Annotated in this window: 10 protein-coding genes; 4 read left to right on the top strand and 6 right to left on the bottom strand. The window is 67.8% G+C overall.

Annotation, left to right across the window (positions count from 1 at the left end):
- Nucleotides 1-1803 (top strand): acyl-CoA dehydrogenase C-terminal domain-containing protein, encoded by a 1803-nt coding sequence (locus CKY28_RS03570; protein WP_095996990.1) that lies wholly within the window; start codon nucleotides 1-3, stop codon nucleotides 1801-1803.
- A gap of 109 nt (nucleotides 1804-1912) precedes the next feature.
- Here the strand turns inward: CKY28_RS03570 and CKY28_RS03565 are convergent, their stop codons facing one another.
- From CKY28_RS03565 to CKY28_RS03555, 3 genes are all read right to left on the bottom strand, one after another.
- Nucleotides 1913-3208 carry a cell wall hydrolase gene (locus CKY28_RS03565; RefSeq protein ID WP_245841572.1) on the bottom strand — a complete coding sequence of 432 codons (1296 nt, stop codon included), beginning with the start codon at nucleotides 3206-3208 and terminating at the stop codon, nucleotides 1913-1915.
- 164 nt (nucleotides 3209-3372) lie between these two features.
- Nucleotides 3373-4290, bottom strand: coding sequence for a cysteine synthase A (cysK, locus tag CKY28_RS03560; protein WP_095996988.1), 918 nt, complete (start codon nucleotides 4288-4290; stop codon nucleotides 3373-3375).
- Entirely contained in the window at nucleotides 4287-5561 is a 1275-nt protein-coding gene (locus tag CKY28_RS03555) for an MFS transporter (protein ID WP_095996987.1), read from the bottom strand. The genes cysK and CKY28_RS03555 overlap by 4 nt, the downstream gene beginning before the upstream one ends.
- Nucleotides 5562-5663: 102 nt before the next feature.
- Here CKY28_RS03555 and pdhA point away from each other — a divergent pair, with 102 nt between their 5' ends.
- Nucleotides 5664-6707, top strand: a complete 1044-nt coding sequence (gene pdhA, locus CKY28_RS03550; protein ID WP_095996986.1) for a pyruvate dehydrogenase (acetyl-transferring) E1 component subunit alpha — start codon at nucleotides 5664-5666, stop codon at nucleotides 6705-6707.
- On the top strand, nucleotides 6707-8146 hold the full coding sequence (locus CKY28_RS03545; protein ID WP_095996985.1) for a pyruvate dehydrogenase complex E1 component subunit beta: 1440 nt from the start codon (nucleotides 6707-6709) through the stop codon (nucleotides 8144-8146). Before pdhA ends, CKY28_RS03545 begins: the two co-directional genes overlap by 1 nt.
- Here CKY28_RS03545 and CKY28_RS03540 read toward each other — a convergent pair.
- From CKY28_RS03540 to CKY28_RS03530, 3 genes are read right to left on the bottom strand one after another with little or no spacing between them, the layout of a single operon-like run.
- Nucleotides 8143-8769 carry a TadE/TadG family type IV pilus assembly protein gene (locus tag CKY28_RS03540; RefSeq protein WP_095996984.1) on the bottom strand — a complete coding sequence of 209 codons (627 nt, stop codon included), beginning with the start codon at nucleotides 8767-8769 and terminating at the stop codon, nucleotides 8143-8145. The two genes, CKY28_RS03545 and CKY28_RS03540, sit on opposite strands and share 4 nt — an antisense overlap.
- Nucleotides 8766-9362, bottom strand: coding sequence for a TadE/TadG family type IV pilus assembly protein (locus CKY28_RS03535; protein WP_095996983.1), 597 nt, complete (start codon nucleotides 9360-9362; stop codon nucleotides 8766-8768). Before CKY28_RS03535 ends, CKY28_RS03540 begins: the two co-directional genes overlap by 4 nt.
- Nucleotides 9362-11455, bottom strand: a complete 2094-nt coding sequence (locus CKY28_RS03530; RefSeq protein ID WP_095996982.1) for a TadE/TadG family type IV pilus assembly protein — start codon at nucleotides 11453-11455, stop codon at nucleotides 9362-9364. The genes CKY28_RS03535 and CKY28_RS03530 overlap by 1 nt, the downstream gene beginning before the upstream one ends.
- Nucleotides 11456-11541: 86 nt before the next feature.
- Here CKY28_RS03530 and CKY28_RS03525 point away from each other — a divergent pair, with 86 nt between their 5' ends.
- Nucleotides 11542-12186, top strand: coding sequence for a squalene/phytoene synthase family protein (locus CKY28_RS03525; RefSeq protein WP_095996981.1), 645 nt, complete (start codon nucleotides 11542-11544; stop codon nucleotides 12184-12186).
- Nucleotides 12187-12216: the final 30 nt, after the last annotated feature.

Genomic DNA, 12216 nt, shown 5'->3' with positions numbered 1-12216 from the left:
ATGCCGACCTATACGCCCCCCGTCCGCGATACCCGCTTCGTGCTGGAGCACGTCGTCGGCCTGCAGAACCACTCCAACCTGCCCGGCTTCGACGCCGCCAGCCCCGACGTGGTCGAAGCGGTGCTGGAGGAGGGCGGCCGCTTCGTCGCCGAGGTGCTGTTCCCGCTCAACCAGGTCGGTGATCGCCACGGCTGCACGCGGCACGAGGACGGTTCCGTCACGACGCCGCCGGGGTTCAAGGAGGCGTATCGCCAGTTCGTCGAGAGTGGCTGGGCGACGCTGGGCAACGTGCCCGAATATGGCGGCCAGGGCATGCCGCACGTCGTCTCGGTCGCTTTTCAGGAGTACATGATCTCCGCCAACATGGCCTTCGCCATGTACCCCGGCCTGACGCACGGCGCGATCGCGGCGCTGATCGCGAAGGGCTCGCCCGAGCAAATCGCGACGTATGTACCCAAGCTCGTGTCGGGCGAGTGGGGCGGTACAATGAACCTGACGGAGCCGCAGTGCGGTACCGATCTCGGCCTCATCCGCACCCGCGCCGAGCCGCAGGCCGACGGCTCCTACTCCATTACCGGGACCAAGATCTTCATCTCGTCGGGCGAGCACGACCTGACGGAGAACATCATCCACCTGGTGCTGGCGAAGACGCCGGGCGCCCCCGACAGCTCCAAGGGCATCTCGCTCTTCGTCGTTCCGAAGTTCCTGGTGAACGCCGACGGCAGCTTGGGCGAGCGCAACGCCGTCAGCTGCGGCTCGATCGAGCACAAGATGGGCATCCACGGCAACTCTACCTGCGTCATGAACTATGACGGCGCCACCGGCTGGCTTGTTGGCGAGGAGATGAAGGGTCTCGCCGCCATGTTCATCATGATGAACGCCGCCCGCCTGGGCGTCGGCCTGCAGGGGCTGGGCGTCGCCGAAACCGCGTACCAGAACGCCGTCGCCTACGCGCACGACCGTCGCCAGGGCCGCGCGCTGACCGGCGCGGCCGAGCCGGACCAGCCCGCCGACACGCTGTTCGTCCACCCCGACGTCCGCCGCATGCTCATGCAGATGAAGGCGCTGACCGAGGGTCTGCGCGCGCTCTGCCTCTGGGGTGCGCTCCAGGTCGACCTCGAGCACAACGGCGCGACCGAGGAGGACCGGCGGCTGGCCGGCGACCTGATCGGGCTGCTGACGCCGGTCATCAAGGGCTACGGCACGGACATGGGCTACGCGATCGCGACCGACGCGCAGCAGGTCTATGGCGGGCACGGCTATGTCGCCGAATGGGGCATGGAGCAGTATGTCCGCGACGCCCGCATTGCCATGATCTACGAGGGCACCAACGGCGTGCAGGCGATGGACCTGGTCGGCCGCAAGCTGATGCAGAACGGCGGCCGCGCGGCGCAGGCGATGCTCGCGCTCGTGCAGGAGGAGATCGCAGCGGGTAAGTCTGAGGAGGCCGTCGTTGACATCGCGACCCGCCTCGAGAAGGCGTTGGGCGACCTGCAGGTGGCGAGCCTCTGGTTTATGCAGAACGGCATGAAGAACCCGAACCATGTCGGCGCGGGTGCGGTGCCGTACATGCACCTGATGGGGATCGTGGCGGTCGGTTACATGTGGCTCAAGATGGCGCGCGCCGCCGCGCGGCTAAAGGCGGCAGGCGAGGGGGACGGAACGTTCCTCAACGCCAAGCTGATTACGGCCCGCTTCTTCGCGGAGCGTATCCTGCCGGACACCGGCGCGCTGCGGCGCAAGATCGAGGGTGGAGCGGACAGCGTGATGGCGCTGGAGCCGGAGATGTTCCTGGCGGCTTAGGCGCAGGGCGCACGCGGCTGACTGAGGCTGGCCGCGAGACGCCCAAGCCCGGCCGGCGTCGGCCCGCCGACGACCGACGGCGCGGCTTCACCGCGCCGGTTCACGCGCGTCAGGGCGTCGCCGCCTTCGGCGCACCCGCCGCAGCGCTCGGCGTCGGGCTCGGCGCGGGCGCCGGAGGCCCGCTCCTCCGCCGTACGCCGTCGAGCTCGCCCGGCCCGCGCGTCGGGACCACGGCGGGCGGCTGAACGTCGGCCGGGCCACCGATCGTCTCGCCGGTCGGGATGAAGACCTGCGCGCGCATGCACTGCGCGGGCACGGGGCGCTTGAACTCGCGGCAGTTCCACAGACGGCGTTCCAAACCGTTCTCGTCGTCGCGCAGGTAGCTGAAGCTGAGGCTCGCCACCTGCGCCGTGTTGAGCGGGAGCCGCGCGGGCGTCAGCTTCGGATCGACCCAGCCCAGTACCTTGCAGTAGCGTCGCGCGCCGCAGATCTTGTTGGCGAGCAGGTGCCACAAGTCGGGCGCGACCGTCGCGGGAAGCGTGATGAGGAAGCTGTTCGCGTCCGGCGTCATCTCCGCGTCGGGCAGGGCCGCGCCTTCCACCGCGGCTTCGGCCGCCGCGGGCGGCAGCCCCTCCAGCAGCGGCTCGTCGCCCGCGACCGCCTCGCCGGCGGCGACGCCCGACGCGTGGGCGGGCGACAGTGCGGCCATCTTGGCGAAGGCCGGCTCCGGTCCGGCCTGGCGGCGGTTGAAGGCGGGCGGGGTGCCCCACCAACCGGTCCAGCGGAAGAACAGGTGCGTGCCGACCGCAGTGATCTTGTCGAGGCTGGAGCTCCAGTAAGGAACGACCCAATCGGTGTGGTAGTGCGTCGCGTGCCCGACGGGCCGGTAGACCGATCCGCGCAACGCCATGGTGGCGATCTCGCGCGCGCGGCGCCAGCCGGCCTCGGTCGGACGCCAGCGGTTTAGCGCGCCGTCGCAGGTGAAGGTGAACTGGCAGCCGGTGCTGCGTTCCTGCCCCTGGAAGACGACCCCGCAGATCGTCTTGGGAAAGGCGGGGTGGCGCAGGCGGTTGATGATGACCTGCGCCACCGCGCGCTCGCCCGGCGCGTCGTCGCCCGCCTCGTAGATCACCGCCGCGGCGAGGCAGTCGGTGGCGCGCGCCAGGTCCTCCGTCGAACCCGCGAAGCTGAACGGGCGCGCGGCAGGGTTGGGCGCGGCGGAGAATGGGACGGTTGCATTAATCGCGCGCGCGTCCTCCGGCGCGATCTCGACGAAGCGCGTCGGCTCGACGGGCGGGATCTCGGCGGGCGGCACCACGCGCTGGGGTGTCGCCACCGCGCGCGGGACGGGGCGGACCGCCGGCGCGTTGCGGACGATCAGCGCCGGCGCGACGAGCGCGGCCACGGCCGTGGCGACGAGAACCACCTTGATTGCGGGCGGGCCGCTCGCTCCCGTTCGCCCCGAGTTTGTCGAAGGGCTGTCCTTTTCCTCCGGTGAAAGGAAGGACGGTGCTTCGACAAGCTCAGCACGAACGGGATGGGAAGCATCCCCGTCAGTTGTGCGCCACATCACTCGGGCAGGAAATCCGGAACCGATAGGTATCGCTCGCCCGTGTCGTAGTTGAAGCCGAGCACCCGCACGCCGTCGGGCAGGTCGGGCAGCTTCTGCAGGATCGCCGCCAGGGTCGCGCCTGAGCTGATGCCCACCAGCATCCCTTCCTCGCGAGCGGCGCGGCGAGCCATGTCCTTGGCGACGTCGGCGTCGACCTGGATCACGCCGTCGAGCACGGCGGTGTGGAGGTTGGCCGGGATGAAGCCCGCGCCGACGCCCTGGATCGGGTGCGGGCCGGGCTGGCCGCCGGAGATGACGGGCGACGCCGCGGGCTCGACCGCGAAGACCTTGAGGCCCGGCCAGACCTTCTTCAGCTCCTGCCCGACTGCTGTAATGTGGCCGCCCGTGCCGACGCCGGTGATGATCACGTCGATCGGTGCGTCGCGGAAGTCTTCAAGGACTTCCTGCACGGTCGTCCGCACATGGACGTCGATGTTCGCCGGGTTCTCGAACTGCTGCGGCATCCAGGCGCCAGGCGTCTGCTCGACCAGCTCCAGCGCGCGCTCGATAGCGCCTTTCATGCCACGCTCACGCGGCGTGAGGTCGAAGGTCGCACCATAGGCGAGCATCAAGCGGCGGCGCTCGAGCGACATCGACTCGGGCATGACGAGGACGAGCTTGTAGCCCTTGACCGCCGCGACCATCGCCAGGCCCACGCCCGTATTGCCGCTGGTCGGCTCGATGATCGTGCCGCCGGGCTGGAGCGAACCGTCGCGCTCCGCCGCCTCGATCATCGCGAGCGCGATGCGGTCCTTGATCGAGCCGCCGGGATTGGACCGCTCGGATTTGATCCAGACCTCCGAGCCCGGGAACAGCCGCTGGACGCGGATGTGCGGGGTCTTCCCGATGGTCTGGAGGATCGTGTCAGCCTTCATGTCTGGGCTCCGAGTGTTGCGTGGGCGGGTTTGTCGGGTGCGTCAAACGTCTTTGCAAGTCTCAGCTCCGGGTACAGCCGCGCCCAGAGCAGGGTAACGCCGATCGCGCCCGCTCCGCCCAACACCACCGCGCCGACCGGCCCCAGGATCGAGGCGAGCAGCCCCGACTCCGCCTCTCCGAGCTCGTTGGAGGCCGAAATGGTGAGCTGCGACACGGCGCTGACGCGGCCGCGCATCGCATCCGGCGTGTGGAGCTGGATCAGCGAGGAGCGGACGTAGACGGAGACCATGTCCATCGCACCCGCGACGATGAGGGCGGCGACGCTGAGCCAAAAATAGGTGGAGAGGCCGAACACGACGGTGGCGATCCCGAAGGCGACCACGGCCCACAGCATCTTCACGCCCACATTCTCCTTCATGGGCCTGAACGAGAACCAGATCGCCATCGCCGCCGCGCCGATACCTGACGCCGCCGCGAGCACGCCGAGACCGTCGGGACCGACCTTCAGGATATCGCGCGCGAACACTGGCAGCAGCGCGGTCGATCCGGCGAGCAGCACGGCGAACAGGTCGAGCGTGATCGTCGCCTGGACGAGACGGTTGCGCTTCACATAGTCGAAGCCCTCGGCGATGCGGGCGAGGGGACGGTGGTCCTTCTGCACCGGCGGTTGCGGCACGGGGCCGATCAGGAAGATGGCCGAAAGCGCCACCGCGAACAGCGCCACCGCGCCCGCATAGGCCGCGTTGGGGCTGATCGACAGCAGCACGCCGCCGACGCTGGGGCCGATGATCGTACCCACCTGCCAAGCGATGGAGCTTACCGCGATCGAGGTAGGCAGCACCTCGCGCGGCACGAGGTTGGGCGCGAGCGCGGAGTAGGCGGGGCCGGAAAAAGCGCGCGCGATGCCGATCAGCACCGCCGCCCCGAACAGCACGGGCAGCGTCAACGCGCCCGTCCAGGTGAGCAGCCCTAGGCCGGCGGCGGTCAGGATCAGGAGCGCGGTGGTGCTCCGCACGATCCAGCGCCGATCGACGCTGTCCGCCACGAGGCCGACGACCGGTGTGAGCAGGAACAGCGGCACGAACTGCGCGAGCCCGATCATGCCGAGCAGGAACGACGCCTCGCGCACGTCCAGCGTCTCGCGGGCGATGTTGTAGACTTGGTAGGCGATGATCAGCGCCATCGCGTTCTGGGCGATGGTGCCGGCGAAGCGCGACACCCAATAGGCGCGGAAGTTGGCGATCCGGAACGGATGCGGCGGCTTGCTCATCGGGCGGGGCGTGTAGGGCCCTGACCAACGGATTGAAAGCCGCGCGGCTTCGCGCCTATAGGCCCGGCATCTTCCTCCCCAGGATCAGAGGTCTCACCCATCGTGGCCAAAGCCGTAAGCCCCGCGCCAGCCCCGCCCGCGACTCCCAACCGCGAGCGTCCGAGCGAGCCGCAACCGTACAGCGCGTCCAAGGAGGAATTGCTCCAGTTCTACCGCGACATGCTGCTCATCCGGCGTTTCGAGGAAAAGGCGGGGCAGCTCTACGGGCTCGGGCTGATCGGCGGCTTCTGCCACCTTTATATCGGCCAGGAGGCGGTCGCGGTCGGGCTCCAGTCCGCTCTGTCCGAGAAGGACTCGGTCATCACCGGTTATCGCGACCACGGCCACATGCTGCTGTGCCGCATCCCGCCCGCCGACGTGATGGCGGAGCTGACCGGCCGCCAGGCGGGCATCTCCAAGGGCAAGGGCGGCTCCATGCACATGTTCTCCGTGGAGCATAAGTTCTACGGCGGCCACGGCATCGTCGGCGCGCAGGTGTCGCTCGGCACGGGCCTCGCGTTCAGCCACAAGTACAACGAGGACGGGGGCGTCTGCCTCGCCTATTTCGGCGACGGCGCGGCGAACCAGGGGCAGGTGTACGAGAGCTTCAACATGGCGGAGCTATGGAAGCTGCCGATCATCTACGTGATCGAGAACAACCAGTACGCGATGGGCACGTCGGTCAATCGCGCCTCGGCCGAGGACCAGCTCTACCGCCGCGGCGAGAGCTTCCGCATCCCCGGCATCCAGGTCGACGGGATGGACGTCCTCGCCTGCCGCGGTGCCGCCGAGACCGCGCTCGAATGGGTGCGCGCGGGCAAGGGGCCGGTCATCCTCGAGATGAAGACCTATCGTTATCGCGGCCACTCCATGTCCGATCCGGCCAAGTATCGCTCGCGCGAGGAGGTGCAGTCGGTGCGCGAGAAGTCGGACCCGATCGAGCGGCTGAAGCCGCTGCTCGACCAGGCCGGGATCAAGGAGGACCAGCTGAAAGCGGTCGAGCAGGAGATCAGGAAGATCGTGAACGAGGCCGCCGACTTCTCCGAGCAGACGCCCGAGCCCGAAGCGTCGGAGCTGTACACGGACGTGCTGGTGGAGCGTTACTGATGCCTGTCGAGATCAAGATGCCTGCGCTGTCGCCCACCATGGAGGAGGGCACGCTCGCCAAGTGGCTGGTGAAGGAAGGCGACGCGGTCAAGTCGGGCGACATCCTGGCGGAGATCGAGACCGATAAGGCAACCATGGAGTTCGAGGCGGTCGACGAAGGGACGATCGGCAAGCTGCTGGTCGCCGAGGGCACCGATAACGTGAAGGTCGGCACCGTCATCGCCACGCTGGCCGGCGAGGGCGAGGACGCGGGAGCGCCCGCTCAGGCGAGCGACGGGCCGCCGCCGCAGAGCGCGGCGTCGGCCTCGCCCGGCGGCACCGCCGAGGTGGAGCGGCCGTCCGACCAGGGTACGGAAGATGCAGGTCCCTCGCCGAAGCAGGACACGGGGACCAAACAGCTCACACAGGCCGTCGAGCGCACCTCCGTCGCCGATCCCGAGGTACCCGCCGGCACCGAGATGGTGAAGCTCACCGTCCGCGAGGCGTTGCGCGACGCGATGGCCGAAGAGATGCGCCGCGACCCGCGCGTGTTCGTGATGGGCGAGGAGGTCGCGCAGTATCAGGGCGCGTACAAGGTCACGCAGGGACTGCTCGACGAGTTCGGGGACAAGCGCGTCATCGACACGCCGATCACCGAGTACGGCTTCGCGGGCGTGGGCTCGGGCGCGGCGATGGGCGGCCTTCGCCCGGTCGTCGAATTCATGACGTTCAACTTCGCGCTGCAAGCGATCGACCACATCATCAATTCGGCGGCGAAGACGAACTATATGTCGGGCGGCCAGATGCGCTGCCCCATGGTGTTCCGCGGCCCCAACGGCGCGGCGAGCCGCGTCGCGGCGCAGCACAGCCAGAACTTCGGCCCCTGGTACGCGAGCGTGCCCGGCCTGATCGTCATCGCGCCCTACGACGCGGCGGACGCCAAGGGCCTGCTAAAGGCCGCGATCCGCACCGAAGACCCCGTCGTGTTCCTCGAGAACGAGCTGATGTACGGACGCTCGTTCGAGGTACCCAAGCTCGACGATTATGTGCTGCCCATCGGCAAAGCGCGGATCGTGCGCCCGGGTAAGGACGTGACGGTCGTCAGCTACTCGATCGGCGTCGGCGTCGCGCTGGAGGCGGCGGAGCAGTTGGCGGGCGAGGGTGTCGATGCGGAGGTGATCGACCTGCGCACGTTACGGCCGCTCGACCGCGAGACGGTGCTGAAGAGCCTGGCCAAGACCAACCGGATGGTGGTCGTGGAGGAGGGCTGGCCCACCTGCTCGATCTCGTCGGAAGTCATGGCGATCTGCATGGAGGACGGCTTCGACGATCTCGACGCGCCGGCGACGCGCGTGACGGACGAGGACGTGCCGCTGCCCTACGCCGCGAACCTCGAGAAGCTGGCGCTGATCGACGCGGCCAAGGTCGTCGCGGCAGTCAGGAAGGTGTGTTACCGCTAGGAGCAGCTGGACGGCGGCGCGTCCTGGGCGATCTGCTGGAGATTGCGGCGGTTGCGTACCGCCATCGCCGCGCTCTCCGTGAAATCGCCGAAGGCGATGTAATCCGAGCCGAGCAGCGGGCGATAATCGTACCGGATCTCGACGAACATGGTCGCGCCGTTCGGAAGCGCGGTGACCTGGTTGCCTGCGGGACCCATGCCGGTGAGGTCGGTGGCGCCCTGCTCACCATATTCGGGAGTGTGGGTGAGCGATCCGCGGCAGCGCTGCCATTTGATCTCGAAGCGATTATTGGGGTTCGGCGCGTCCATTTCTTGGAGGCTGGAGAGGATCACGCGTCCGCGGCCGTAGATGTCCAACTCGGCGCTCTGCAGGCCCGCTCCGGTGAGCAGGTCGTTGATCTGGCGCTCGGATATGAGCTTGGCGGCGAGCAGGTCGCCGTCGCCGATGCGCGCGGCGTGATCGGCCACGTGCAGCGCCAATTGGCTCACGCGCATGCGCGTCGTCATGTAGTGCGCGACCTCCGCGCCCCCCATCAGCATGACGAGGAACAGCGGGAGCGACAGCGCGAACTCGACGAAGGCGACGCCGCGGGCGTCGGACAGCATTCCACGAACCGGGCTCATGTGCAGTTCCCCGTGCCCGCCGTCCCGTTCGCGCCCTGATCATTGTAGGGCTGGTTGCGGACGACCGCCGTCGCCGTGATGCTGACGGTGTCACTGAGACCGAGCAATCCGCGGACCGGCATGATCGCGGGATAGGTCATGGTCGAGGTGAAGACGACAACGTCCTGCGCCCCGCCCTGACCGGCGCGCCCGATATCCGCGTCGAAGCTGTTGTTGACGATCACGTCCGTGAAGGGCTCGCCGTTATCGCACTGACCGTTCCCGTTCGTGTCGGTATACGGCTCGTGGCGGCGGGCCGCGTCGGCGAAGGTGCGATAGGATAAGCGGGTCGTCGTCACTGTTGCGCCGTTGTGGAGATCGCGGGCCGTGTCGAGGAGTCGCGCATCGACCTGAGCTTGCTTGGCGGGCGCGTTGCCGCCCTCCAGCGCGGAGTCTCGGGCCGCCTTTTGCAGCGCGCCGTCCAGGACGACGCGGGCATAGGCGCGATGCCCCATGTCCAGCGAGCCCAGCAGCAGCATGGCGAGGACCGGCAGCAGCAGGCCGAATTCGGTCAACGCGGCCCCGCGGACGTCGGTGGCGAGACTCGACCGCATCAGTTGGTCAACCTGAGCTGGCCGATCTGATCGGCGATCGTCGCGAAGGTTGTCTGCAGCTGCGCCGAGGTGCGCGCGGCGAAGAAGCGATTGGCCGTCGCACAGCCGGTCAGGCGAGTCTCCAGCCAGGGCTTGCTCTCACCGAACCAGATCACCCACAGGGTGATGTTCTTGTTCTTCACCGCTTCGCAAATCGCCAGCGTGCGGGCGTTCACCTGCTCGCTGATGCTGCCGCCCGGATCACTGTTCGTCTCGCATCGGCCTCCTGGATTCGAAGTTCCGGTTCTGCGGCGATCGAACCACTCGAGGCCATATGAGGCGTAATTGTAGACGCTGGTGCACGTCTCGCCGTCGGTCATGAAAATCAAGTGCCGTTCGATGGCGCCGCCTTGCGCCGTGAACTCGTTATCGGCACGGAAGATGCCGGTCCCCGACAGCAGGCGCGCACCCCATAGCAGCCCGATGTCGTGATACGTATTGCCGCCGGTAGTCAGACCGTTGACATAGTTTTCGAAGTTGGCGGCGGTCGGCCAAGACTGCACTTTACGTGCGACGGTCGGGCATTGGTAATCCGGCCAGATCAGGTTTCGCATCGTCGTCTGTTGTGAGACGTTCTGCCACTGGCTGACGTTGATCGCGCTGCCGGTGCCACGCGGGTAGACGACTCTGTACAACGTCGGTCCCCAGCTCGTCCCGGAGAGGAGGGAGGGCGCGGAGTCGATGTCCAAGTCTTTGGCGCCGGAGGGGATCGGGACGTAGCTCGCCTGGTGGACGGTATCGCGCTCCTCGATGCAGCCGTCCCAGCGGCGGTTAATCAGGTCGATGTTCTGTTGGCCGGAGACGGTCGCGAGCTCGCGCTCGTCATAGGTTCCGGATGCGGGAACCGTTCCGGAGATGCGCGACTCGCCCGTGCAAGCGGCGCCGTCGCCGATCACGTTCAGGCACGTGTCGTTCGCGAAGCTCACGTCGTTGCGGAGCTTGTAGCTGGATACGTCGATCGTGTCCTGCCGGTAGGTCCAATCCGTGAAGGCGAAACGCGGCGTCCCGACCTTTTGGACGATCTTGCGCCGCCGGCAGGTGCGAAACTCGCCGGAGTTGTCGGGTGCGCCCGAGTAACCCCAGTCGCGGTCGTCTGCGGTGCTGTTGCTGTACGTCGTGCGCCGAAGGTTCGCCCCGGTTCCGGTGTCGATCGAGGCACCTGACGGATTAGGCGTATATACCCGATTGCCGTCATTCTGGTCGGTGAACTGTACGTTGTTGCCGAAAGCCGCGCAGTCGCTGATGCTGATGGACCGGGGCGTCCCATCGACGTTATAGGCTTCGTACTCGTCGGACACGACCTCACCAGCGACTTGCGTGGTGAAGTTCGCCAGGCGGGTCTGATAAGGCCACTGGTTCGCGACGTGCGAAGCGGGCAGCAGCTCTCCCACGTTCACGTTCGTGGCGTACGGGACGAAACCGAAGCGTATCTGCACCTCGGTCCCGACGCCGTCGCTTGCGCCGGTGCCGCTGCACGTCGCGCTCGTGTCCAGACGAGCCAGGATCTCGTAGAAGCAGAGAACGGCGGTGCGCAGACCAGCGATCTTGTTCTGGGTGTCGCCGCTGAGCGTCTGCTCCATCGACCCGGTCGTATCGAGGACGAACATCACGTCCGTGTTGGGCAGCCGCATCTCCGCGTCGCAGACGACATCGACGGTGGTCTGCTGGAAGTTGAAGATGCGCATCAACGTCATCGGCACGATCACGCTCGCGGTGCCCGTCACTTTTCCGGCGTTCTCGACATAGTTGCGGGTCAGGGTCTCGGTGCCGTAGAGCCCCTGCTGGAAGTTCACGTCGAAAAAGCGGTCGGCGACGGTGCGGGCGCGATTGGAATCCGCCGCCCAAGCTCCCGCACCCATTTGACGCCTGCCCGCCAAAGCGCCCGCGTCGCAAGCATGCTGAAGGCGCGTCTTCGCCAAGTAGAGGCGGCTCGCGTCGACCGCGCCTCCGACCAGCCCGGCCAAGGGAACCATCGCCATGGCCATCATGACCATGGTGTTGCCCGCTTTGTTGCGAAGCAGCCGTACCAGGAAGGAGGAAAGTCGTTGATGCATCCGCCGAACGCTCCGCGAGTCGAACCGGCCCGGGTCCAGCACGAGGTGATGGACAAGGGTCCGTTGCGAACGGCTAAGGGAATAAGGTGAAGGATTTCCAAAAGCCCGACCGTGCTCTCATCCTGACTTATACCCCTCCCGCTTCGCGCCCGGGTCTGGAGGCGTTGCTCGCCCTCGACGACACGCTCGGCCGCATCCTGCGCACCACGCGCGAGCCGATGGTGGGGCAGATGCGGCTGACCTGGTGGTTCGAGGCGTTGGAGCGGCTCGACCGCGAGCCGCCCCCCGCCGAACCGGTGCTGCGTGCGCTAGCGGGCGAGGTGCTGCCACGGGGCGTCACGGGTACGACGCTGGCGGGCATGGTCGAGGGGTGGGAGGTGCTCCTGGAGGAGCCGCTCGGCGAGACGGCTCTGCGGACTTTCGCGCGCGAGCGGGGCGGTCGGCTGTTCCGGGCGGCGGCGGCGGTGTCGGGCGCGGCGGACGAGCAGGCGGCGGTGGCGGGCGAGGGTTGGGCGCTGGCTGACCTGGCGAGCAACCTCTCCGACCGGCAAGTCGCGGCGCGCGCACGGGAGCTGGCGCGCGCGCGATTAGTAGAGGCGATGGGGTGGCGCTGGTCGCGGGCGGGGCGGGCGCTGGGGGCGCTGGCGCTGCTGGCCCGGTTCGATCTCGAGGGCGGGAGCGGGGCCGGGCGTGTGGGGCGCTTGCTGCTGCACCGACTGACGGGACGCTAGATGAGGGTTGCGGCTCCGTAACGGATGGCT

This window comes from Sphingomonas lenta (assembly GCF_002288825.1).
GTDB classification, from domain to species: Bacteria; Pseudomonadota; Alphaproteobacteria; order Sphingomonadales; family Sphingomonadaceae; genus Sphingomonas; species Sphingomonas lenta.
This window is presented reverse-complemented; position numbering and strand designations above follow the sequence as displayed.